The sequence below is a fragment of the Cellulomonas sp. URHB0016 genome (assembly GCF_054057935.1).
The window spans coordinates 2,873,406-2,894,612 of record NZ_JBSRZU010000001.1 but is presented as its reverse complement, the minus strand read 5'-3'; the positions used below and the strand labels follow the sequence as shown (position 1 = coordinate 2,894,612).

Annotated in this window: 28 protein-coding genes and 1 riboswitch; of the genes, 19 read left to right on the top strand and 9 right to left on the bottom strand. The window is 72.2% G+C overall.

Translation table 11 applies throughout. The features are described from left to right. Positions 1-70: 70 nt before the first annotated feature. From ACVW07_RS13335 to ACVW07_RS13285, 11 genes are all read left to right on the top strand, one after another. The gene (locus tag ACVW07_RS13335; protein WP_456819716.1) at positions 71-1,357 is read left to right on the top strand and encodes a hypothetical protein; all 1,287 of its coding nucleotides are present in this window, start codon (positions 71-73) and stop codon (positions 1,355-1,357) included. Next, positions 1,354-1,893 (top strand): hypothetical protein, encoded by a 540-nt coding sequence (locus tag ACVW07_RS13330; protein WP_456819715.1) that lies wholly within the window; start codon positions 1,354-1,356, stop codon positions 1,891-1,893. Before ACVW07_RS13335 ends, ACVW07_RS13330 begins: the two co-directional genes overlap by 4 nt. Beyond that, on the top strand, positions 1,890-2,042 hold the full coding sequence (locus ACVW07_RS13325) for a hypothetical protein (RefSeq protein ID WP_456819714.1): 153 nt from the start codon (positions 1,890-1,892) through the stop codon (positions 2,040-2,042). The genes ACVW07_RS13330 and ACVW07_RS13325 overlap by 4 nt, the downstream gene beginning before the upstream one ends. Further along, positions 2,039-2,578: a hypothetical protein gene (locus tag ACVW07_RS13320; RefSeq protein ID WP_456819713.1), complete on the top strand. Its 540-nt coding sequence runs from the start codon at positions 2,039-2,041 to the stop codon at positions 2,576-2,578. The genes ACVW07_RS13325 and ACVW07_RS13320 overlap by 4 nt, the downstream gene beginning before the upstream one ends. Then, the gene (locus tag ACVW07_RS13315; protein ID WP_456819712.1) at positions 2,575-2,874 is read left to right on the top strand and encodes a hypothetical protein; all 300 of its coding nucleotides are present in this window, start codon (positions 2,575-2,577) and stop codon (positions 2,872-2,874) included. Before ACVW07_RS13320 ends, ACVW07_RS13315 begins: the two co-directional genes overlap by 4 nt. Before the next feature lie 74 nt (positions 2,875-2,948). After that, on the top strand, positions 2,949-3,410 hold the full coding sequence (locus ACVW07_RS13310; RefSeq protein WP_456819711.1) for a hypothetical protein: 462 nt from the start codon (positions 2,949-2,951) through the stop codon (positions 3,408-3,410). Further along, positions 3,407-3,703 carry a hypothetical protein gene (locus ACVW07_RS13305; RefSeq protein WP_456819710.1) on the top strand — a complete coding sequence of 99 codons (297 nt, stop codon included), beginning with the start codon at positions 3,407-3,409 and terminating at the stop codon, positions 3,701-3,703. The genes ACVW07_RS13310 and ACVW07_RS13305 overlap by 4 nt, the downstream gene beginning before the upstream one ends. A 62-nt stretch (positions 3,704-3,765) precedes the next feature. Then, a complete protein-coding gene (locus tag ACVW07_RS13300) occupies positions 3,766-4,239 on the top strand; it encodes a hypothetical protein (protein WP_456819709.1) in 474 nt (157 codons plus the stop codon). 26 nt (positions 4,240-4,265) lie between these two features. Continuing rightward, entirely contained in the window at positions 4,266-4,775 is a 510-nt protein-coding gene (locus ACVW07_RS13295; RefSeq protein WP_456819708.1) for a hypothetical protein, read from the top strand. Further along, the gene (locus tag ACVW07_RS13290; RefSeq protein WP_456819707.1) at positions 4,772-4,924 is read left to right on the top strand and encodes a hypothetical protein; all 153 of its coding nucleotides are present in this window, start codon (positions 4,772-4,774) and stop codon (positions 4,922-4,924) included. Before ACVW07_RS13295 ends, ACVW07_RS13290 begins: the two co-directional genes overlap by 4 nt. A 74-nt stretch (positions 4,925-4,998) precedes the next feature. After that, entirely contained in the window at positions 4,999-5,460 is a 462-nt protein-coding gene (locus ACVW07_RS13285; RefSeq protein ID WP_456819706.1) for a hypothetical protein, read from the top strand. Positions 5,461-5,616: 156 nt separating this feature from the next. Here the strand turns inward: ACVW07_RS13285 and ACVW07_RS13280 are convergent, their stop codons facing one another. Then, positions 5,617-5,751, bottom strand: coding sequence for a hypothetical protein (locus tag ACVW07_RS13280; RefSeq protein ID WP_456819705.1), 135 nt, complete (start codon positions 5,749-5,751; stop codon positions 5,617-5,619). Between the two features lie 246 nt (positions 5,752-5,997). Between ACVW07_RS13280 and ACVW07_RS13275 the strand changes: the two genes are divergently transcribed. Both ACVW07_RS13275 and ACVW07_RS13270 read left to right on the top strand, forming a co-directional pair. After that, the gene (locus ACVW07_RS13275; protein ID WP_456819704.1) at positions 5,998-6,576 is read left to right on the top strand and encodes a hypothetical protein; all 579 of its coding nucleotides are present in this window, start codon (positions 5,998-6,000) and stop codon (positions 6,574-6,576) included. Continuing rightward, a complete protein-coding gene (locus ACVW07_RS13270; protein WP_456819703.1) occupies positions 6,573-7,412 on the top strand; it encodes a hypothetical protein in 840 nt (279 codons plus the stop codon). Before ACVW07_RS13275 ends, ACVW07_RS13270 begins: the two co-directional genes overlap by 4 nt. 23 nt (positions 7,413-7,435) lie before the next feature. On the opposite strand, the gene ACVW07_RS13265 is transcribed toward ACVW07_RS13270, so the two are convergent. Then, complete coding sequence (locus tag ACVW07_RS13265) at positions 7,436-8,665, bottom strand: Nramp family divalent metal transporter (protein ID WP_456821082.1); 1,230 nt, start codon at positions 8,663-8,665, stop codon at positions 7,436-7,438. Between the two features lie 118 nt (positions 8,666-8,783). Further along, the gene (locus ACVW07_RS13260) at positions 8,784-9,494 is read right to left on the bottom strand and encodes a hypothetical protein (protein WP_456819702.1); all 711 of its coding nucleotides are present in this window, start codon (positions 9,492-9,494) and stop codon (positions 8,784-8,786) included. A 53-nt stretch (positions 9,495-9,547) separates the two neighbouring features. Between ACVW07_RS13260 and ACVW07_RS13255 the strand changes: the two genes are divergently transcribed. Further along, positions 9,548-10,636 (top strand): N-acetyltransferase family protein, encoded by a 1,089-nt coding sequence (locus ACVW07_RS13255; RefSeq protein ID WP_456819701.1) that lies wholly within the window; start codon positions 9,548-9,550, stop codon positions 10,634-10,636. 7 nt (positions 10,637-10,643) lie between these two features. Here the strand turns inward: ACVW07_RS13255 and ACVW07_RS13250 are convergent, their stop codons facing one another. The 4 genes from ACVW07_RS13250 to ACVW07_RS13235 all read right to left on the bottom strand — a co-directional run bounded on the left by ACVW07_RS13250 (position 10,644) and on the right by ACVW07_RS13235 (position 15,693). Then, entirely contained in the window at positions 10,644-11,474 is an 831-nt protein-coding gene (locus ACVW07_RS13250; RefSeq protein WP_456819700.1) for a hypothetical protein, read from the bottom strand. A gap of 188 nt (positions 11,475-11,662) precedes the next feature. Then, positions 11,663-12,685: an ABC transporter ATP-binding protein gene (locus ACVW07_RS13245; protein WP_456819699.1), complete on the bottom strand. Its 1,023-nt coding sequence runs from the start codon at positions 12,683-12,685 to the stop codon at positions 11,663-11,665. Positions 12,686-12,826: 141 nt separating this feature from the next. Next, the gene (locus tag ACVW07_RS13240) at positions 12,827-14,602 is read right to left on the bottom strand and encodes an ABC transporter permease (protein ID WP_456819698.1); all 1,776 of its coding nucleotides are present in this window, start codon (positions 14,600-14,602) and stop codon (positions 12,827-12,829) included. Further along, positions 14,602-15,693 carry a thiamine ABC transporter substrate-binding protein gene (locus ACVW07_RS13235; RefSeq protein WP_456819697.1) on the bottom strand — a complete coding sequence of 364 codons (1,092 nt, stop codon included), beginning with the start codon at positions 15,691-15,693 and terminating at the stop codon, positions 14,602-14,604. Before ACVW07_RS13235 ends, ACVW07_RS13240 begins: the two co-directional genes overlap by 1 nt. 82 nt (positions 15,694-15,775) lie before the next feature. Further along, a riboswitch (TPP riboswitch) is annotated at positions 15,776-15,906 on the bottom strand. A gap of 137 nt (positions 15,907-16,043) precedes the next feature. Here ACVW07_RS13235 and ACVW07_RS13230 point away from each other — a divergent pair. Further along, positions 16,044-16,331, top strand: a complete 288-nt coding sequence (locus ACVW07_RS13230; protein ID WP_456819696.1) for a DUF4235 domain-containing protein — start codon at positions 16,044-16,046, stop codon at positions 16,329-16,331. Positions 16,332-16,432: 101 nt separating this feature from the next. Here the strand turns inward: ACVW07_RS13230 and ACVW07_RS13225 are convergent, their stop codons facing one another. Continuing rightward, a complete protein-coding gene (locus ACVW07_RS13225) occupies positions 16,433-17,935 on the bottom strand; it encodes a phytoene desaturase family protein (protein ID WP_456819695.1) in 1,503 nt (500 codons plus the stop codon). 131 nt (positions 17,936-18,066) lie between these two features. On the opposite strand from ACVW07_RS13225, the gene ACVW07_RS13220 reads away from it, so the two are divergent. From ACVW07_RS13220 to ACVW07_RS13205, 4 genes are all read left to right on the top strand, one after another. Then, the gene (locus ACVW07_RS13220) at positions 18,067-18,492 is read left to right on the top strand and encodes a polyketide cyclase (protein ID WP_456819694.1); all 426 of its coding nucleotides are present in this window, start codon (positions 18,067-18,069) and stop codon (positions 18,490-18,492) included. Then, entirely contained in the window at positions 18,489-18,923 is a 435-nt protein-coding gene (locus tag ACVW07_RS13215) for a MarR family winged helix-turn-helix transcriptional regulator (RefSeq protein WP_456819693.1), read from the top strand. Before ACVW07_RS13220 ends, ACVW07_RS13215 begins: the two co-directional genes overlap by 4 nt. Before the next feature lie 103 nt (positions 18,924-19,026). Further along, positions 19,027-19,332: a hypothetical protein gene (locus tag ACVW07_RS13210; protein WP_456819692.1), complete on the top strand. Its 306-nt coding sequence runs from the start codon at positions 19,027-19,029 to the stop codon at positions 19,330-19,332. Positions 19,333-19,500: 168 nt separating this feature from the next. Beyond that, positions 19,501-20,079, top strand: coding sequence for a dienelactone hydrolase family protein (locus ACVW07_RS13205; RefSeq protein ID WP_456819691.1), 579 nt, complete (start codon positions 19,501-19,503; stop codon positions 20,077-20,079). 87 nt (positions 20,080-20,166) lie between these two features. Here the strand turns inward: ACVW07_RS13205 and ACVW07_RS13200 are convergent, their stop codons facing one another. Beyond that, positions 20,167-20,931 carry a hypothetical protein gene (locus ACVW07_RS13200; protein ID WP_456819690.1) on the bottom strand — a complete coding sequence of 255 codons (765 nt, stop codon included), beginning with the start codon at positions 20,929-20,931 and terminating at the stop codon, positions 20,167-20,169. Positions 20,932-21,207 lie beyond the last annotated feature (276 nt).

Sequence of the window (21,207 nt, the reverse complement as noted above, 5' to 3'; positions counted from 1 at the left end):
CGACACACTCAAGGACGCCGTCGACGCGCTGGCTCGGGTCGCCGACCAGTCCGCGAACCGCTCCAAGGCGGTGAACGAGGTCCGCGACCGGGTCAACGATGTCAAGAAGAAGGTCTTCAAGGCGATCGAACGCTACGAGGCTGTCGAGACGGCGCTGACCCGGTACGCCACAGCACTGACGGACGCCCAATCGAATGCTGACGCGGCCCTCCGGGATGCGCAGAACGCGCAGAATGCGATCGACCTGGGGGAACGTCACGTCGCTGCCGCGTCCCGTGCGCTGGACGACGCCGCTCCCGACGACGTGTCCACCGCACGAGGAAAGCTCCGCGCCGCTCGGGACGACGTACACGCCGCCGACGCCCGCCTCGAGTCGGCACGGCGAGCCCTCGAGGCGGCCGTCACGGACCGGGACCGGGCCGCGCAGACCGCGATCGACGACATCACGGCGGCCGTCGAGTCGGACGACCTGAACGACGGCGTGTGGCAGGCGTGGGCAGGTCTCGCGCACTGGGTGCACGACAACATCGGCAAGGCCGCCACCGTGGTAGGCGTCCTGGCACTCGTGCTGTGCTGGGTGCCCGTGCTCGGCCAGGCCCTCGCCGTCGCCGCGCTGCTGCTCACGGCCGTCACGCTGGTGGCGGACATCCTCCTTGCGATCAACCACGAGGGTTCCTGGACGGACGTCATCTTGGGGATCGTCGCCGTTGCGTCGTTCGGCCTCGGACGGGTCGTCGGCATGGGAGCCAAGGCTGCGGTCAGTGCCGCCCGCGGTGCCACGCGGGTCGCCGCAACAGGGTTACGCGCGGGTGGGCGGTCCACCATCCGCTCGCTGGTGGGTAGCGGGATCGGCCGGCTCAGCCTGAAGCAAGGTAAGGCCATGGCTGCGGCTGGCGGCTTCCGCACCGGCGCCATGCAGGGATGGCGGGCACTGCACCCCAAGGTGCTCTGGAAGGAGCTCGCCGACCTTAAGACGTTCCGCTGGTCGGATGTTGGCACCGGCTGGAGCGCTCTCCGTAACGGGCTGCGTTCGGCGAATCCGCTGTCTCTGTTCGCCCTCAGCCAAGGCGAGACGGCAGCAGCCCAGGCCTACGCGGAGCTGGACGACGTGGCCGCGTCGGTGCTTCGGGCCGACGGTGCACGGCAGGCCGCCGCCAGCGCCACAGGGGGCGCCGTGGCGTGGATGGCCGCGGTGGGCCACGACTCGTTCCACTCGGTCATCGGTGACAGCTGGGCTATCCGCACCGCCCAGGACATGCCGGCCACACCCGCCGTGGTCGACGCCTATCAGTGGATCACGTTCCAGCACGATCCGTCCGCGCCGCAGGTGCTGCACCTGACCGGGGACGCATCATGACGCTTCCCCCGCCCGGGATCCCGTTCGTCGACATCGGCTATTCGCCGAGCTCGGACCCCACAGTGCTGACGAACGTGCTGGCCGGCGTCAGCGCACTCGCGATTTTCTTCTTCGTGGCGGTGTGCATCGGGGCCGGTCCGACCTCCCGCAAGGGATACAGCCCTTACCCCCTCTTCCTGATCGCGCTGGTTGCCATGGTGCTCGCGATCAGCTCGACGTACGTCAGCTTTCGCATCCACGAGACAAGTTACGAACGCGCCATGGAAGCGCACGAGACCCTGGAACGGACCACCACCGAACGAGTACTCGGCCAACTCCAGGACGCCTACGGGGTGACCTTCCTCGACGACCACCAGCGCCTGCCACACCGGGCCGACAGTGAGCTCCTCGCGGATCTGCGCCTGCCGGACGGCACAGAGCAAACCTGCGCGATCGGCAGCTTCGATGACGTATTCGCGCTCAGGTGCGGCGACGCCTACTGGGAGGACCAGACTCCGCTCCCCATCGTCGAGGGCTGGACCGGCCCCGGCGAATGACCCAGATCACCACCGACTGCACGCTCGCCATCCGCACAGCCGAGGAGAAGCCGGCCGCTCCGGCCGTAGTCCAGGCACACCAGTGGATCACCGTTCCGCGCAAACCCTCCGCAGCCCACGTGCTGCACCTCACCGGGGCGACATCGTGACGCTTCCACCGCCCGGGATCCCGTTTGTCGAGATCGGCTATCAGCCCAGCGCGGATCCCGGGACGCTGGGCTGGGTGCTCCTCTGGATCAGTACCGTCGCGATCATCTTCTTCGTCGCGGTGGTCATCGGAGCTGGCCCCACGGCCCGCAAAGGGAACAGCCCGTATCCACTGTTCCTGATCGCGCTCGTAGCAATGGTGCTCGCTCTCGGCTCCACCTACCTGAACTACCGAGTGGAAGACGCGCGCTACGAACGTGCCATGGAAGCGCACGAGACCCTGGAACGGACCACCACTGAACGGGTGCTCGGCCAGCTCGAGGACGCTTACGGGGTGACCTTCCTGGACCGATGGCAATGGCTGCCGGACATGGCAGACGCGGAAGCCCGTGCGGACCTGCGTCTGCCTGACGGCATCGAGCAGAGATGCCACATCGGCAGCTTCGAGGGCACGTATTCCATCCGATGCGGTGAGGGCTACTGGGAGGAACAGACCCCGCTACCCATCGTCGAGGGATGGACCGGTCCCGGCGAATGACCCAGATCACCACCGACTGCACGCTCGACGCTCACGCGGAGAACGTAGCCGCCGCGTCGGCGCTCCGGGTCGGCGGGCCACGGGACACCGCCGCCCACACCACGGGTGGCGCAGAAACGTCGATGGCCGCGGTGAGCCACAACTCGCTCCACTCAGTCCCCGGCGACAGCTGGGCCATCCACACAGCCAAGGAGAAGCCGGCCACCCCCGCCGTGGTCCAGGCACACCAGCGGATCACCATCCCACGCGAACCCTCCGCAGCCCACGTGCTGCACCTCACCGGGGCCGCATCGTGACGCTCCCACCGCCCGGGATCCCGTTCGTCGAGATCGGTTATTCGCCGAGCTCGGATCCCGGGACGCTGGGCTGGGTGCTCCTCTGGATCAGTACCGTCGCGATCATCTTCTTCGTCGCGGTGGTCATCGGAGCCGGCCCCACGGCCCGCAAGGGGAACAGCCCGTATCCACTGTTCCTGATCGCGCTCCTAGCGATGGGGCTCACTCTCGGCTCCACCTACCTGAACTACCGGGTGGAAGACGCGCGCTACAACCGTGCCATGGAAGCGCACGAGACCCTGGAACGGACCACCACCGAACGTGTACTCAGCCAGCTCCAGGACGCCTACGGGGTGACCTTCCTCGACGACCACCAGCGCCTGCCACACCGGGCCGACAGTGAACTCCTCGCGGATCTGCGCCTGCCGGACGGTACCGAGCAGACCTGCGCGATCGGCAGCTTCGATGACGTGTTCGCGCTCAGGTGCGGCGACGCCTACTGGGAGGAACAGACCCCGCTACCCATCGTCGAGGGATGGACCGGTCCCAGCGAATGACCCAGGAGACCGCCGGCTACGCGCTCGGCCCTCACGAGCCGGACGACGCGGCCACATCGGTGCACCAGATCGGCCCTTTACGGGACATCGCCGCCCACGCCACGGGTGGTGCCGAGGCCCGGATGGCCGCGGGCCGCAACTCGTTCCGCTCTCTCCACGGCGACAGCTGGGCCATCCGCACAGCCGAGGGGAAGCCGGCCACCCCCGCCGAGGTCGGCGCCCACCAGTCGATCACCTTCCCGCGCGCACACTCCGAAACCCACGTGCTGCGTCTCAGCGGGGCCGCATTGTGACCCTTCCACCGCCCGGGATTCCGTTCGTCGAGATCGGCTACGGGCCGAGCTCGGACCCCACAGTGCTGACGAACGTGCTCGCCGGCGTCAGCGCGCTCGCGATCTTCTTCTTCGTGGCCGTGTGCATCGGGGCCGGTCCCACATCCCGCAAGGGCTACAGCCCGTATCCGCTGTTCCTGATTGCGCTGATCGCCATGGTGCTCACAATCAGCTCGACGTACGTCAGCTTCCGCATCCACGAGACACGCTACGAACGTGCCAGGGAGGCGCGGGAGATCCTGGAACGGACCACCACCGAACGGGTGCTCGGACAGCTCCAGGACGCCTACGGGGTGACCTTCCTCGATGAACGGCAGACGTTGCCACTGGTCGCCGGGACCGGCGCCGACGCCGACCTGCGTCTGCCTGACGGCGGGGAGCAGACCTGCGATCTCGGCGGATACGACGGCACTTACTCCATCAGGTGCGGGGAAGGCTTCTGGGACGACGAAGTTCCCCTGCCTCTCGTGCACGGGTGGACGGGGCCCCACTCATGACGCTTCCCCCGCCCGGGATTCCGTTCGTGGAGATCGGTTACGCGCCGAGCTCGGACCCCACAGTGCTGACGAACGTGCTGGCCGGCGTCAGCGCGCTCGCGATCTCTTTCTTCGTGGCGGTGTGCATCGGGGCCGGTCCGACCTCCCGCAAGGGATACAGCCCTTACCCCCTCTTCCTGATCGCGCTGGTTGCCATGGTGCTCGCGATCAGCTCGACGTACGTCAGCTTTCGCATCCACGAGACACGCTACGAACGTGCCATGGAAGCGCACGAGACCCTGGAACGGACCACCACCGAACGGGTTCGGGGCCAGCTCGAAGATGCCTACGGGGTGACATTCCTCGACGAACGCCAGCGCATGCCGAAGGTGGCAGGCGCCGAGATCTACGCAGAGCTGCGTCTGCCTGACGGCACCGAGCAGACCTGTGACGTGGGCGGGTACGACGGCACGTACTCCATCCGATGCGGCGAGGGCTACTGGGAGGACCAGACTCCGCTCCCCATCGTCGAGGGCTGGACCGGTCCGGGCGAATGACCCAGATCGCCACCGACTGCACGCTCGCCATCCGCACAGCTGAGGAGAAGCCGGCCGCTCCGGCCGTAGTCGAGGCGCACCAGTGGATCACCGTCCTGCGCGAACCCTCCGCAGCCCACGTGCTGCACCTCACCGGGGCGGCATCGTGACGCTTCCAGCGCCCGGGATCCCGTTCGTCGCGATCGGTTATTCGCCGAGCTCGGATCCCGGGACGCTGGGCTGGGTGCTCCTCTGGATCAGTACCGTCGCGATCATCTTCTTCGTCGCGGTGGTCATCGGAGCCGGCCCTACGGCCCGCAACGGGAACAGCCCGTATCCACTGTTCCTGATCGCGCTCGTAGCGATGGGGCTCGCTCTCGGCTCCACCTACCTGAACTACCGAGTGGAAGACGCGCGCTACGAGCACGACCGGCAAGCCCGGGAGACCTTGGAACAGACGACCACCGCACGGGTGCTCGGCCAGCTCGAGGACGCTTATGGGGTGACCTTCCTCGATGAACGGCAGTCGTTGCCACTGGTCGCCGGGACCGGCGCCGACGCCGACCTGCGTCTGCCTGACGGCGGCGAGCAGACCTGCGATCTCGGCGGATACGACGGCACTTACTCCATCAGGTGCGGGGAAGGCTTCTGGGACGACGAAGTTCCCTTACCCGTCGTCGAAGGGTGGACCGGGCCTCCGTCATGACGTTTGGCCCGCCCGGGATCCCATTCGTCGAGATCGGCTATCTGCCTAGCTCGGATCCCGGGACGCTGGAAGGGCGGTCGATCATCGCGGCGACCAGGAGTGAGAGGTCCCCGTGGTGGAGCACACCGCTCCGACGGGTACGAAGCCTTCGATCGTTCAGGCGCCCACCCGCCCGGACCGGCCGATGCCCGGGACGAGCAGGTCGTCGTCGGACGGGGTGGCCGGTGACGTGGGGATCGTCATGCCCAGCGGGGTGTGCACACGCTCGGTGAGGACGGGCAGGCGCCGCACCCCCCCCGGTGGGCGGCGAGGTCGCCGAGCAGCAGGCCCGCATGCCCGGGACGAGCCGGTCGTCGGAGATGCGGTGGGCGATCTTTGGGGGCCGGTCGGCTGAAGGCTGTGGACGAACCGTTCCCGGCCTCGGCGCCGCGGGCTAGGGTTCCGGCGCGGCGGTGGGCCGTCGGCCTCAGGTGGGCGAGGGCTACTGGCTAGACCAGGCCTCGTGACCGGCCGTCGAGGGCTGAAGGGGCCGACCTCATGACGAAAGTGCTCGCGGACTACACGCTCGGCGCTCCCGAGGACTGGGGCGGCTGGACGCCCGGCAACGGGCTCGCGGAAGCCGACGAGGTCGCCGAGCTCCTCGCGGACGGGGACGCCGCCCGGGCCCGGGTCCGGGAGGCGGTGCTCACGTTCGACAAGGGCCTGGGCGACGACCGTGCCGTGCTGAACGCCGCCGTCTGGGTGCCCGACCGGGCCACCGGTGAGCTCGGCGCGTTCCTGCGGGTGGACCTCCTGGAGCTCGGCGGGCAGACGGCCGACGAGTGGCTGCGCACACAGCGCCGGCCCCGGCGCGAGCGTGGCGTCAAGGTGTTCCACTGGTCGACGGACCTCCGGGAGATGCCCGCCGGTCAGGCGAGCGTGGTCGTCCGGACCTGGGCGCACGAGCGGACCAAGGTCGTGGTCGCCGACGTCGTGTGGACGCTCTTTCCCGACGGGTCGAGCCAGGGCCTGCAGCTGGAGTTCACCGCCGCGTCCCCGGAGCTCGCGGACACGGTGGGACACCAGAGCGTGACGGTCGTCGAGACCGTGAACGTGGTGCTGGAGGACGCTCAGTGAGCGCGGAGACGGACGTCCGCAGGCCCCGTGTCGACGGCCTGGGTCTGCTGCTGCCGGAGTCGTGGTGGACGGTCGACCTCACCTCGGAGGCCTCGCGTCGCCGCTCGGTGGCCAAGCTGGTCGAGCATCAGGTGGGTCGCGACGACCAGCGCGCGAACCTCCGCGCAGACCTGCGCAAGGAGCTCGGGCGCGCCGTCGACGAGTCGGCCGACCGCGGCGGGCTGATGATGGCGATCTCCCTGATGCGTGCGGGCGACGTGCCTGTCCCGGCCACGCTCACGGTGTACCGGGTGCCGGGTGCCGGCCTGCTCGGCGTGGGCCTCGACGAGCTCGAGCTGATCCTGCGCGCAGGGTCGGGGACGTTCGACTCGTTGGACCTGGCCGAAGGACCACGCGGTCCCGTCCTGCGGCGGGTCGGTCGGCGGGACGGACCCGAGGACCTCGGTGCCGAGAAGGTCGAGATGCTCGTCGCGGAGTACTGGCTCAGCGCAGGCGACGAGCTCGACGACCTGGACCTGGGTGACGACCTCGACGACCTCGTCGGCGGCCACGAGCTCGGCTCTCCCGGCAACCAGAACCTGCCCGGCGACAACGGCGAGCCCGGCAACGGCGAGCCGGCCGACGACGAGCCGGGCAACGACGAGCTGGGCCATGGCGAGCTGGGCAACGGCGGGCTGGGCAACGACGGCGAGAGCGGTGCCAGGCATCCGGCGGGGGACGCTGACGGGCCGGGTCTGGTGTCGCTCGTGTTCAGCACGCCGCTGGTCGTCGCACGCGAGCCGATGCTTCTGCTGTTCGACACGATCGTCGCGACGCTCGGCGCCGCGGAGTCCTGACCGGTCGACCGCCGCCCGTCAGGTCAGGTCGTCACGAGGAGGAACAGCAGCGTCAGGTTCAGTGCGACGACGAGTGCCACGACCACGATCAGTACCGCGTGCAGCCACGGGCCGTTGCGGGCGGCGCCCATCAGAGTGCGGTCGCGGGTCAGCCGGACCAGGGGGATCACGGCGAACGGGATGCCGAAGCTCAGCACCACCTGGCTCAGCACGAGGGTCCAGGTCGGGTTCACGCCGATGGCCAGCAGCACCACGGCGGGGATGAGCGTGACGACGCGGCGGGCCAGCAGCGGGACGCTGCGGTGCAGCAGTCCTTCCATGATGGTCGCGCCCGCATAGGCACCGACCGAGGTGGAGGCCAGCCCCGACGCGAGCAGCCCCACGGCGAAGGCGATCCCGACGGCCGGCCCGAGAGCGACGACGATCGCCTCGTAGGCGCCCCCGATCGAGTCCGTGCCAGCGGCCCCTCGCAGCCCTGACGCGGCGAGCAGCAGCAGCCCGATGTTCACGACGCCCGCGATCACGAGTGCCGTGCCGACGTCCCAGCGGGTCGCGCGCAGCAGCCGCGTCCGGGAGGAGCCCGACGCCTTGCCGTGCCGGTCCCGCACGAGGGCCGAGTGCACGTAGATCGCGTGTGGCATCACGGTCGCGCCCAGCATGCTCGCCGCGAGCAGCACCGAGTCCGGCCCGTCGAACCGCGGGACGAGGCCGGACAGCATGCCCCGCGCGTCGGGCGGGCTGACGAGCAGGCCGCACAGGAAGCCGATGGAGATGACGGCGAGCAGGGCGACGATCACGGCCTCGAAGCGCCGCTGCCCGTAGCGGTTCTGCGTCAGGAGCAGCGCCATCGAGACGACCCCGACGATCACCCCGCCCAGCGCGAGCGGCACGCCGAACAGCAGGTGCAGCGCGATGGCCCCGCCGACCACCTCGGCGATGTCCGTGGCCGCGGCGACCACTTCCGCCTGGAGCCAGTAGGCGAGCCGCGGGCCGCGGCGCAGGCGCCCGCCGAGCACGCCGGGCAGCGACTCTCCGGTGACGAGGCCCAGCTTGGCCGACTGGTACTGGACCAGCACGGCCATGCCGTTCGCGACGACGAGCACCCACAGCAGCAGGTACCCGTAGCGGGCGCCGGCGGTGAGGTTCGCGGCGACGTTGCCCGGGTCGACGTACGCGATCGCGGCGACGAACGCCGGGCCCAGCAGCAGTGGCGTGCGGCCGCGACCGGTGCCGGGCGTCCGACGGTCGAGCACGGCCGTCGGGGCTCCCTCGACGTCCACACGGTCCTCCAGCAAGTTCGGGTTACCGAAACTCTACTCGGGGACGTCCCGATCGGCGCACGGCCGGACGGGGGCACTGTCGGGCCAGACGTCACGCCGCCACCTCCACCTGCCGCTCCCACACGCCGTCGCGCGCCCGGAAGCCCACGCGCTCCAGGTACTCGGTGTTCCTGGGCCCGGGCTCCGCGACCAGCGACCGGAAGCCGTGCGCGGCGAACACGCCGCTGCGCCGGTACACGAACTCCCCCGGCGTGAAGTCCCGGAACCGCGGCGTCACCCAGTCGAGCTCCACGCGGCCGACCCCGTCACCGACCGCTCGCACCACCACCACGCCGACCGTCTCGTCCCCGCGCACGACGAGGAACGACGCATGCCCGGGCGGCTCGAGGTCCCCGGCGGGCGGGCCCTCGGAGGCAGCGGCAGGGACGGGGACAGGTCCAGACGCCGGCTCGGGGACCGCGCCGTCAGCCGGCCCGTCGAGCGCGAACCCCGGCTGGAACTGCGCGATGTCCTCCCGGTGGACGCGGAGGAGGTGCCGCAGGTAGGCGTCGTCGGAGCGGACCTCCACGACCGCGTACACCTGGTCGTCGTGCCGCTCGCGGGACAGCCGCCACAGCCAGTAGACGTCGATGACGGAGATGACGGCGTTCATGGCCGCGAACGGCCACACACCGATCGCCACGTTGTAGCCCGTCGCGAGGAGCGCGCCGACGAGGTTGAGCACCCGGAACCGCAGCACACGCGCCTGCATGAGCGACAGGATGACCAGCAGCGAACCGGCCCAGCCGATGAGTTCGAGCATCCTCGAAGTAAATCGCCTCGACCGTTGCGCGGCACAGGCGGATGGTGGTGGGCATGACGACGTGGTCCATCACCGAGGTTCCGGTACCCGCCACCCTGGACGAACCGGGGGCGGGCCTCCTGCGCGCGTACACCGAGGTGCGCAACGCAGTCATCGAGGAGTCGTGGGGGGTCGACGACTTCCATCGCACCGCGCCCGACGAGCTGGGCTCGCTGCACGACCAGAAGTACGTCCGCAAGCTGCGCTTCGTGGTCGGCCCGGAGTCCGGCGACGCGTGGGGCTACCTGGCGCTGAACCTCCCGCTGCAGGACAACACGCACCAGGCGACGTTCGACATGGGCGTGCTGCGCGGGCGCCAGGGCCAGGGCCTCGGCTCGGCGCTGCACGACAAGGCCCTGGAGGTCGTCCGGGCGGCCGGGCGGACGACGGTGCACGCGTCGATCGACCAGCGGGTGGAGCCTCCTGAGGGGCCGACGACGCTCACCCCGTCGACGGGCTCCGGCCTGGTCGACTCCGAGGACCCGGCGACGCAGTTCGCCCTCAAGCGCGGGTGGGAGCTCGCCCAGGTGGCGCGGTACTCGGTGCTGCAGCTCCCCCTCGACCAGGCCGTGCTCGCCGCCCAGCGCGCCGCCGCCCAGGAACGGGCCGGCGACGACTACCGGATGGTGTCCTGGGGCACGCACTGCCCGGACGAGTGGCTCGACGAGTACGCCAAGCTCAACACCCGGATGAGCACCGACGTGCCCCTCGGCGACCTCGACTACGAGGAGGACGTGTGGGACGGCGCACGCGTCCGCACCACCGAGGCCCAGTTCACCGAGCGCGGTTTCGAGCTCGTCGTCACGGCCGCGGAGCACGTGCCGACGCGCACCCTGGCCGCCTACACGGTGCTCCTGGCGCTGCCCCACACCGACCGGTACGTGGCGCAGGAGGACACCCTCGTGATCCGCGAGCACCGTGGACGACGTCTCGGCATGCTCGTGAAGGCGGCGAACCTCGAGCTGCTCGCGCAGCAGCGCCCCACGGTCCGGCGGGTCGGGACGTGGAACGCCGAGGAGAACTCGTTCATGCTCGACATCAACGTCGCACTGGGCTTCCGACCGTCCGGCGGCTCCGGCGAGTGGCAGCTCCGGCTCACCTGACCGGCGGTCAGGCTCCGACGGCGGCCTGACCGTGGCCGCTCGGCAGGGACCTGCGCCACCACCCCGACCACCGCTCGCGGACCTGCTCGAACGTCTCGTCGTCGAGCCCGAACGTGTTGAGGACCGCGCCGACGGTGCCGTGCGGCGGGTGGCTGGCCACGGGCGTCTCGAAGATCACCAGGAACGACTCCGTGATGCCGTGCAGGGTCAGCCCGAACTGCTGGTCCTCCTTGTAGACGAGCGTGCCGCCGAGCAGCGTCCCGTCCGGGCGGCGCGCCTGCACGTGACCGCCCAGCGGCACCCCCCGGATGCCGTGCAGCCCGGCGCGGTCCAGGAGCCGGTCCGTCCGGTCGCCGGCGTCCAGGCCGAACACGGAGAGCGTGCGCCGGTCCTGCCCGGGCTGCACCGTCAGCGCGAACCGCAGCTGCTGGGCGGACGCGATCCAACGCTCGTCGATCTCGTCCCGCACACCGTCGTAGCCGGAGCGGCCGTCGTGGCTCGGACGGGTGACGATGAGCTGGGTGTGGCCGGGCTCGTGCACGGTCGACCTCACGGCGACCACGTCGCCCTTGCGGTTCGGCCACGACAGCAGGCGGGTGGTCGTGTCGCCCTCGATGCGCCGGCCCTCGACCGGGCGCTGCTCGAACACCTTGTCACCCTCGAACACGTGCTCCTCGATCGACCGGTCGAGGAACACCCGGCGGATCTCGGCCTCGAGGGCCGGGTCGTCCCAGCCGTACCAGCGGCGGATCAGCTGCGGGTCGCGCAGGTGCTCCCAGACGGTCGCGAGCGGGATCGGAATGTCGATCGACACGATCTCGCGGCGGTCCAACGTCATCGCTCTCACCCCTCGTCAGCGGCGCCCGGTCCATGCTGCCCGGACGCTTCCGACGGTAGTGCGGGGGGCGCGCGGATGCCCACCGACGCGGGGACCCTGCATCGCGGCGCAGGGACGACACGCCGCGTCGGGACGGCGCGCCGCGGCGCGGACGGCGGGCGTCTGTCAGGGACGCACGGGGGCGCGCGTCACCGCCGCGCGGAGCCGCCCGGCAGCACCGCGAGGGCGTCCGCGTCGACGACGAGCGGCAGGACGGCGCCCGCGTCGAACCGTGCGCCGACGGGCGCGAGCGCGGTGACGGTGCCGATGCCGTCGACCTCGACGCGCACCTCGGAACGGCCCCGGCGCGAGGTCACCGCCCGCACCTCGCCCTTGACGGTGTCGGGCAGGTCCGAGGTCCCGGCGCGGACCACGAACGCACCCTCGCCGAGGGCGAGCACGTCGTCGGCGTGCAGGTCCCGGCCGAGCGCCCGGGTCAGGGGCCCCGCCGCGGCCGACGAGGCGACGACGAACGCCTCGTACCCGAGGAACTCGGCGACCGCCCGGGACGCCGGCCGCCGCCACAGGTCGGCGGGTGCGTCGACCTGGAGGAGCCGCCCGGCACTCATCACGGCGACCCGGTCCGCGACGGCGAACGCCTCGTCCTGGTCGTGCGTGACGAGCACGGCGGTGGTGCCGGTCGCGACGAGCACGGCCCGCAGGTCGACCGCGAGGCGTTCCCGCAGGGCGCGGTCGAGGGCGGACAGGGGCTCGTCGAGCAGCAGGAGCCGGGGTGCGGGCGCGAGGGCGCGGGCGAGGGCGACGCGCTGGCGCTCGCCGCCGGACAGCGTGGCGACAGGGCGGGCGCCGTAGCCCGCGAGCCCCACGAGGTCGAGCAGCTCGTCGACCCGGTGCGCGCTCGCGGTCCGCAGCCCGTACGCCACGTTCCCGGCGACGTCCCGGTGCGCGAACAGCTGCCCGTCCTGGAACATCAGCCCGAACCCCCGCCGGTGCACGGGCACGCGGTCGACCGGGTCCCCGTCCCACGCGACGGACCCCGCGGCGAGCGGCTCGAGCCCGGCGACGGCCCGCAGCAGCGACGACTTGCCGCACCCGGACGGCCCGAGCAGCGCGACGACCTCGCCGGGCGCCACGTGCAGGGACACGCCGTCGACGGCGGTCGTCGGGCCGTACCGCACCACCGCCGCGCTGACCTGCAGACCTGCGCTCACCGCTCACCTCCCGCTGCTGCGCTCACCGCTCGCCCCGCCCCTGCGGGCACCACTCGCGTCGCTCCTGCGCGCACCACTCGCCCGGCTCCCGCGCTCACCACTCGGCTCGCACCTGCCTCACCACTCGCCTCACCCCTGCGCTCACCACTCGCCCCCCGCTCCGGCGACGCGCAACCGCTCGCACGCCGCGACGATGCCCGCGGTGAGCACCGCGAGCACCACGGAGGCGGCGAGCGCCATCCCGTAGCTGTCGGCCCCCGGTCGCCCGATGAGCCGGAAGATCACGACCGGCAGCGTCGGCCGGTCGGGCCGGGCGAGGAACGACGTCGCGCCGAACTCCCCCAGCGACGCGGCGAACGCGAACCCGACGGCGAGGCCGACGGACCGGGCGGCGATGGTCAGGTCGACGGTCCGCAGCACCCGCCCGGGAGCGGCGCCGAGCGTCGCGGCGGCCTCCCGCAGGCGCGGGTCGATCGCCCGCAGCACGGGGAGCACGGTCCGGACCACGAGCGGCACGGCGACGACGGCCTGCGCGATCGGCACCAGCACCGGTGAGCTCCGCAGGTCGACGTCGAGCCCGAACGGCCGGTGCATCGACAGCAGGAAGCCGAAGCCGACGGTGACCGCCGAGACGCCGAGCGGCAGCATGAACAGCGCGTCCAGCCCGGCGACGGCCCGGCGTCCCACCGCGCGGCGGGGCCGCCGGGACACGACGAGCGCGACGAGCCCGCCGACGACGAGCGCGATGACCGTCGCGTCGAGGGCGATCCGCAGGGAGTTGAGGGCCGCCTGCCACACGGTGACGTCGAGCGCGCCGCCGGTGGTGCCCAGCGCCGTGTAGTGGTCGACGCCCCAGCGGTCGCCGACCCGCAACGAGCGGACCACGAGGTTGACGAGCGGCAGGGCGAGGAGCAGCACCACGGCGGCCGTGACGCCGGCGGCCGCGAGCGCCGGGCCGTGCCCGTCGCCGGGCGGCATCCCGGTGGGCCGGCGCAGCGTCAGCGGGCGGACGCTCTGCGCCGGGGCGCCGAGGGCGAGCGCCCGCTCCTGCCGCGACCGGGCCCGGCCGGCCAGCACGAGCACCCCGGCGACGATGACGAGCTGCACCACCGACAGCACGGCGGCGGCACGCAGGTCGAGGAACTGCGTCGTCTGGATCCAGATCTCCGTCTCGACGGTGCCGAACCGCAGCCCGCCGAGCACGAGGACCGTGCCGAACGCCGTCGCGCAGAACAGGAACGTCAGCGACGCCGCGGACGCGATCGCCGGGGTCAGCGCGGGCAGGGTGACGGTCCGGAACGCGCGCCACGGTGACGCGCCCAGCGCCCGTGCGGCCTGCGCCGGCCGCGGGTCGAGCCGCTCCCACAGGCCCCCGACGGCCCGCACCACGACCGCGTAGTTGAAGAACACCAGCGCGGCGACGATGGCGGCGAACGTGCCGTCGAGGTGCAGGAACCCCAGCGGTCCGCCCTGCACCAGCAGCGACCGGAACGCGACGCCCACCACGACGGTGGGCAGCACGAACGGCACGGTCACGAGGGCCCGGACCGCCGACCGGCCCCGGAACCGACGGCGGTACAGCACGTATGCGCCCGGCACGCCGAGCAGCACCGACGCGACCGTCGCGATCGACGCCTGCGCGAGGGTCAGCCCGACGATCCGCCACGTCCGCGGCCGGGAGAACACCTCCGCGAACGCCGACAGGTCCAGGTGCCCGTCGGTGACGAAGCCCTTGCCCACCATCACGACGACGGGCCACGCGAAGAACACCCCGAGGAACAGCAGCGGGACGACGACCGCGGCGGACCAGAACACGGCCGTGCCCACGGGCACACCCGGGCGCACCCCCGGACGCACGCCCCGCCCCGGCCCGCCGGTCACCGGCAGGTCGGGGCGGGTCGTCGTCGCCGTGCTCATCAGCCGACCACGGTCTCCGACCAGTCGGCGAGCCACGCCTCGCGGTGCGCGGTGATCTCGTCGGGCGGCACGGTGAACGGCTTCGGGGCCAGCGGGGCCCACTGCGCCCACTCGTCGGGCAGCGTGGCCGTGCTGCTGACCGGGTACATGTACATGGACCCCGGGATGTCGTCCTGCACCTCGTCGGAGAGCAGGAAGTCGAGCAGCTGCTGCGCGCCCGTCGGGTTCTTCGCCCCCGCCAGCACCCCGGCGTACTCGACCTGACGGAAGCACGTGTCGAGCAGCGCACCCGTCGTGGGCTCGGTGCCGCCCTCCGGCACGCTCGCCGGCGGCGACGACGCATACGAGAGCACGATCGGCCGCGGGCCGCCGCCGCCACCGCCGCTGAAGTCGGTGTCGTACGCCTCGGTCCAGCCGCTCGCGACCTGCAGGCCGTTGGCCCGCAGCTTCGTCCAGTAGTCCTGCCAGCCGTCCTCGCCGAACGCCCCGACGGTCGCGAGCAGGAACGCCAGCCCGGGCGACGAGGTCACGGCGTCCGGGACGACGAGCAGGTCCTTGTACTCGGGCCTGGTGAGGTCGTCGAGCGTCGTCGGCTCGGGGACGCCGTGCGACCGGAACCAGGTGTGGTCCGTGTTGATGCAGACGTCACCGAGGTCCACGGCGGTGAGGGCGCCGGTGTCGCCGACCGCGTACTGGGCCGCGTCCTTCGCCGCCGGGGCGTGCGACGTGTAGGGCTCGACGACGCCCTCGTCGACCGCGCGGGACGCGAACGCGTTGTCGATGCCGTAGACGAGGTCGCCGAGGGGCGCGTCCTTGGTCAGCACGAGCTGGTTGACGAGGGTGCCCGCGTCGCCCGGCTGGACCACCTTCACCGCCAAGCCCGTCTGCGCGGTGAAGTCGTCGAGGATGCCGTCCGACAGCCCGAACGAGTCGTGCGTGACGAGCGTGACGGTGCCGGCCGAGCCGCTGGGCCCGTCGGACCCCGAGCCGGACGAGGTGCCGATGGCCGAGCAGCCGGCGACGGCCGCCGTCGTCAGGCCGGCGACGAGGACGAGGGCCGTGCGGCCCGGGTGCGAGGACGTGCTCGCCATGTGTGGTGCTCCTCCTGGTCATCAAGGAGGGGGTCACCGCGTCCGTCGTCGGCCTCGCGCGGGACGCCGACGACGACCGCGGGGACTGAGAAGCCCGACTCCCTACGCCGGTACCAACCGGATCAGGTTCGAGGGTCTGCGGTGGTCCGCACTCTCAGCGTCCCGGCCTCCCGGCGATGTGCCGGGCCACCTGACGCTCCCCTGTCGTTCGCCCGCGATCCTACGCCCGGTCCCTGCGGCGTCCGGACGTCCGTCCAGGCGCCGGGTTCCACCGTCGGGCAGCGACCTGACCGGCCGCCGGTTACGGTGGACGGCAGGCCGTGACCAGGCCCCTCACCTGGAGGTTCGCCATGCCCAGCAAGTCCCAGCAGTCGATGTTCGCGAAGATCGTCGGCGCCGCGGTCGCCCTCGGGGCGGCGTGGGCGGCGCAGCAGGCGATCAACCAGTCGTGGAAGGCCGCCACCGGCCACAAGCCGCCGAAGCCGGACGACGACGACGGTGACCACGGCCTGACCGAGATCGTCATCGCCGCCGCGGCGACCGGCGCCCTCGTGGCCGTCGCCCGCGTGCTGGCCACCCGAGGCACGGCGAACTACGTGTCGAAGGTGGACCGCAAGCGCGGGCTCGACACCGACTGAGACGGACCCGCCCGCCGGAAGGCCGACGGCAGTCGACCTTGTTCGTCAGATCGAGGCGTGGTCGAGCAGCTCGTCAGATCGACGCCTCGTCGACCAAGCGGTCAGATCGACGGGTCGTCGACCAGGTACCGCGGCAGTGGTGACAGGTCCGGCACGGTCGGGTCGCAGAACACCTCGCGCAGCACCCGTCGGGCCGCGTACCAGCCGGAGAGCCCATGCACCCCGGGCCCGGGCGGCGTGGACGCCGAGCACAGGTACACCCCGTCGCGCCCGGTGGCGTAGGGGTTGAGGCGCGCCGTCGGCCGGGCGAGCACCTGCCCGATCGTGGCCGCGCCGCCGGCGATGTCGCCGCCCACGTAGTTGGCGTCGTGGTGGCTCATGCGCGCGGCGGGGACGCAGCGGGAGGCCACGACGACGTCCCGGAACCCGGGCGCGTACCGCTCCACGTGGGCGGTCACCGCCTCGGTCACGTCGACGTCGGAGAACGCCGGGACGTGCGCGTAGGTCCACAGCGGTCGCACGCCGCCGCGCTCGCGGTCCGGGTCCACGACGGTCGGGTCGCTGAGCAGCACCGTCGGCCGCTCGGCGTGCCGGCCGGCGGCGACGGCGGCCTCCGCCGCGGCGACCTCGGCCCGGGTGCCGCCGACGTGCACGGTACCCGCCAGACCCACGTCGGGAACGGTCCACGGCACCGGGCCCGAGAGCACGAAGTCGACCTTGGCGGCGGCGTTGCCGTGCCGGAACGAGCCGTAGGCCCGCCGGATCCGCGCGGGGATGCGGTCACCGAACACCTCGACGACCGCGCCCGGCGTGGTGTCGAACAGGTAGCAGTGCGCGGGCGGGAGGTCGGCGGTCGACCGCACGGGGTGGTCGGTGACGATCTCGCCGCCGTGCGCGCGCAGGTCGGCGACCAGGGCCGCGACGATCGCGCCCGACCCGCCGCGCGGGATCGGCCACCCCGCCCCGGCGTGCCCCAGGCTCGCGAGGAGCAGAGCCGTCCCGGCGGCGGCGAGGCTCGGCATCGGCGTGATGGCGTGCGACGCCACCCCCGTGAGCAGCGCGGGCGCGACGTCGTCCACGAACCGCCGGTCCCACGCACGCGTCCCCTGCTCGAGGAGCTCCAGCCCGAAGTGCGCCGCGGTGCGTAACCCGGTGGGCAGCAGGCCGGGCGGGATGCTCCGCTTGTCGCCGAGCGCGACCCGGACGGTGTGCTCCGGCTCGGCGACGAGCGGGCCGAGCAGGCCGCGCCACGCGGGCCCGTCCACGCCGAGCCGCTCGACGGTGCGGTCGAGGTCCCGGTAGGCGATGCCCGCACGGCCGCCGGCGAGCGGGTGGGCGAACGACACGTCCGGGGTCAGCAGCTCGACGCCGCGTGCGGCGAGGTCGAACGCGCCGAAGAACGGCGACGCCCACGCCATCGGGTGGACCGCGGAGCAGACGTCGTGCACGACGCCGTCGGCCAGGCCGAGGTCGAGGGTCCGCGCACCGCCGCCGATGGTGGGCTGGGCCTCGAGCACCGTCACGGAGAGCCCGACCCGTGCGAGCGTCACGGCGGCCGCGAGCCCGTTGGGGCCCGAGCCGACGACCACGACGTCGCCGGTCATGCGTACGCCTTCATCTCGCGATTCAAGCACCGGTGCGGGCGGTCCGTCAGTGCCCAAGGTCCCTTGCGCTTATTTAGTCCGTGCGCCTATAGTCGGTCCACGGACTAAATACCTTCCGAAGGAGCGACGTCATGTGGAGCACCGAGCACACCACCGAGACCACCCTGTCCCCGAAGGCCGTCTGGACCGCACTCGCCGACCTGCACCGCGGGGTCCTGACCTACCCCGGCGCCGACGTGTTCGAGCTGCACGGCCCGTTCGCCGTCGGCTCCACGCTCGCCGTCACGCCCGACGGCGGCCCGGAAACCTTCCAGTCCACGATCGTCGACCTCGTCGAGGAGGCCACCTACGCCGACCAGACCGCGTTCGGCGACGTGGTGCTCCAGTTCCGCCACACCCTGACCCCGCTCGACGACGGAGGCACCCGCCTCGCACACCGCCTCGAGATCACCGGCCCGGGCGCCGACGCCACCGGCCCTGTGCTCGGCCCGCAGATCAGCGGCGACTTCCCCGAGTCCATGGCCGCGCTGCTCGTGGCGGCGGAGCAGTACGCGTGACCCGGTTCGCCGGCGGCCCGTCGCAGAGCCCCGGGTTCCTCATGTGGCACGCGACGATGGCCTGGCAGCGGACCATGACGGCCACGCTGGCGCCGCTCGGGCTCACGCACGTGCAGTTCGTGCTGCTCGCGTGCGCCTGGTGGCTCGCCTCGACCGACGAGCCGCCCACCCAGGTCCGGCTCGCGGCCCAGGCGGGCACGGACGTGAAGATGACGTCCGACGTCGTCGTCCGGCTGGAGGCCAAAGGGCTGGTGCGGCGCGACGCCCACCCGACGGACGCCCGCGCCAAGGTCGTCACCGTCACGGACGAGGGCGCGGCGCTCGCGCGACGCGCGATCGAGCAGGTCGAGGCGGCCGACGCCGACTTCTTCGCCGGTGTGGACACGGCCGGGCTGGTAAAGGTCTTGACGACGCTCGCGACGTCCGGCTGACGCCCCGGAGCCCGGACCTTGTCGGCGCGCGAGAGCGGGACGGACGACGAGCGAACGCGCGAGCATCGACGGGAAGCAACGCCGTCGGACCGAAGGAGTGCACGTGCCCGACCGACCTGAGATCGTCTGCCTCTGCGGCTCTGCGCGGTTCGTGGACCAGCTGCGTGCGGCGAACCGTGAGCTGACCTTCGCAGGAGTCATCGTCGTCGCACCAGGCGAAGCAGACGAGGTGGTGACCTCCGAGCAGAAGACCGCGCTCGACGCGCTCCACCGGCACAAGATCGACCTGGCCGACCGGGTCCTTGTCGTCAACCCCGGCGGGTACATCGGCGAGTCGACGCGCAGGGAGATCGCCTACGCCGAGACCACCGGCAAGCCGGTGACGTTCACCGATCCGTCTGGCCCGTAGACGAGCCGTGGTCCGCGCCTCCGTGGGCTTCGGGGCTCATCGCGGTTCTCCGCCTGGCACGCCACGGGCCGAGCGGCGGCGGGTGTCGGAGGCGCGCGGCAAGATCGTCCCCGCAGGACCGAGCCGTGGCCTGCGCCGAGCGTCCGCGACGTCACCGGAGGTCCTGACATGGCCGAGATCCTGCTGCTCCACCACGCCCAGGGCCTGACCCCGGGAGTGCGGGCCCTCGCGGACACCCTGCGAACCGCCGGCCACACCGTCCACGCGCCGGACGTGTACGACGGCCGGACGTTCGACACGCTCGACGACGGCATCGCCTACGCGGGCGAGGTCGGGTTCGACACCGTGATGGAGCGCGGTCGCGCGGCCGCCGACGGGCTGCCTGAGGACCTCGTCTACGTCGGGCTGTCGCTCGGTGTGATGCCGGCACAGCTCCTCGCGCAGACGAGGCCGGGCGCCCGCGGCGCGGTGCTGCTGCACGCCTGTGTGCCGACGTCGGAGTTCGGCGGCCCGTGGCCCGCGGGGGTGCCCGTGCAGGTGCACGGGATGGACGCCGACCCGTTCTTCGTCGGCGAGGGGGACATCGACGCGGCACGGGCGCTGGTGGCCGAGACCGACGAGGCCGAGCTGTTCCTGTACCCCGGCGACCAGCACCTGTTCACCGACAGCAGCCTCGCGTCGTACGACGAGCCCGCGACCCGCCTCTTGACCGAGCGGGTGCTCACGTTCCTGGACCGGCTGGCGTAGTGGGCCGGGCGAGCGGGCTCGCACCTGCTCGGACAAGGGCCGGATGCGCGTCCAGCGACTCCTTGGCAGCCGCGGGGAGCCGACGAGCTACTCGATCGCTCCGAGGTCGAGGCTGTACCAGGTGGTGCCGACGAAGAAGTGGGCCTCTGATCCACGGCAGTGCACCTGTGCCGCAGGCAGCCGCGTTCCGTCCGGCGTGCGCAGCTTGAACCGGCCGTTCTCCACGAAGGAGTGGTCCCCTGCGAGGCGTCCGACGACCAGCAGCGCGGGGTCCTCGTAGCTGCCGACGAGCCCGACGCGGTCCGCGGTCGCGATCAGCCCTCTCACCCCGGCCACCTTGCGGGTGGGGTGGACGGTGACGTGCCCGCCGGCGATCCGGATCACCGGGAAGTCGGTGTACGTGCAGGCGAGGACGTCGTCCGCGGTGACGTTGAGCGCGTAGCAGTCGCTGACCAGGCCCTCGCTGGGATCGAGCTCCCAGACCTTCTCGAGGTCGGCCGACCAGGCGACGATCCCCCCGCGCCCGAGAGGCGCCGGCCCGTCGGGCGCGCCCCAGCCGTAGCTGCCGAACACGCCCTCGTCGAAGTAGCCGGCCCAGATGGTCCCGTCGGCCGCGACCTGGACGTGCTGCAGACCGTCACCGAGGCACCCGCGTCGGACGGTGCGGCCGTGCTCGTCGACGACGACGGCGTTGAGCTCCGGTCCGGTCTCCCTGGTCCAGCGGCAGCGTGCGCCCACCGCCAGGAATGAGCCGTCCACGAGCCGGTCGACGTAGGGATGCGCGACTGCGAGCGACCGGAGCTCGACGACCGCCGTCGGCGCGCCCGACTCGGGATCGGTGTACGCGGCCAACGTGACCGGCGGTCGTCCTGCCGGGCGAGTTCGTGGGAAGGAGGGCATGCCTGGCTGCGTGTCGCGCTCATGGAGGGCCTGCTCGCCTTCGCTGGAGGCCCAGATCGCGACCGGGCCGCTCGTCGCGACTCCGACGGTGACCAACGCGTCACGGCCGGGGGGCGGCGCCAGCTCCCCGCGTCGGCGCAACCGGACGTCGCGGCCTCGGGAACCGGAGAGCTTCACGACCGCACGGCCCGACGTCGCCTTCCCATGGCGAGGATTGTGCCCTGTCCG

Excerpts from the sequence above, each read along its gene's own strand:
- ACVW07_RS13330 (WP_456819715.1), top strand. The coding sequence starts at position 1,354 with ATGACGCTTCCCCCGCCCGGGATCCCGTTCGTCGACATCGGCTATTCG.
- ACVW07_RS13325 (WP_456819714.1), top strand. The coding sequence starts at position 1,890 with ATGACCCAGATCACCACCGACTGCACGCTCGCCATCCGCACAGCCGAG.
- ACVW07_RS13315 (WP_456819712.1), top strand. The coding sequence starts at position 2,575 with ATGACCCAGATCACCACCGACTGCACGCTCGACGCTCACGCGGAGAAC.
- ACVW07_RS13305 (WP_456819710.1), top strand. The coding sequence starts at position 3,407 with ATGACCCAGGAGACCGCCGGCTACGCGCTCGGCCCTCACGAGCCGGAC.
- ACVW07_RS13290 (WP_456819707.1), top strand. The coding sequence starts at position 4,772 with ATGACCCAGATCGCCACCGACTGCACGCTCGCCATCCGCACAGCTGAG.
- ACVW07_RS13275 (WP_456819704.1), top strand. The coding sequence starts at position 5,998 with ATGACGAAAGTGCTCGCGGACTACACGCTCGGCGCTCCCGAGGACTGG.
- ACVW07_RS13260 (WP_456819702.1), bottom strand. The coding sequence starts at position 9,494 with ATGCTCGAACTCATCGGCTGGGCCGGTTCGCTGCTGGTCATCCTGTCG.
- ACVW07_RS13255 (WP_456819701.1), top strand. The coding sequence starts at position 9,548 with ATGACGACGTGGTCCATCACCGAGGTTCCGGTACCCGCCACCCTGGAC.
- ACVW07_RS13250 (WP_456819700.1), bottom strand. The coding sequence starts at position 11,474 with ATGACGTTGGACCGCCGCGAGATCGTGTCGATCGACATTCCGATCCCG.
- ACVW07_RS13240 (WP_456819698.1), bottom strand. The coding sequence starts at position 14,602 with ATGAGCACGGCGACGACGACCCGCCCCGACCTGCCGGTGACCGGCGGG.
- ACVW07_RS13235 (WP_456819697.1), bottom strand. The coding sequence starts at position 15,693 with ATGGCGAGCACGTCCTCGCACCCGGGCCGCACGGCCCTCGTCCTCGTC.
- ACVW07_RS13230 (WP_456819696.1), top strand. The coding sequence starts at position 16,044 with ATGCCCAGCAAGTCCCAGCAGTCGATGTTCGCGAAGATCGTCGGCGCC.
- ACVW07_RS13225 (WP_456819695.1), bottom strand. The coding sequence starts at position 17,935 with ATGACCGGCGACGTCGTGGTCGTCGGCTCGGGCCCCAACGGGCTCGCG.
- ACVW07_RS13220 (WP_456819694.1), top strand. The coding sequence starts at position 18,067 with ATGTGGAGCACCGAGCACACCACCGAGACCACCCTGTCCCCGAAGGCC.
- ACVW07_RS13205 (WP_456819691.1), top strand. The coding sequence starts at position 19,501 with ATGGCCGAGATCCTGCTGCTCCACCACGCCCAGGGCCTGACCCCGGGA.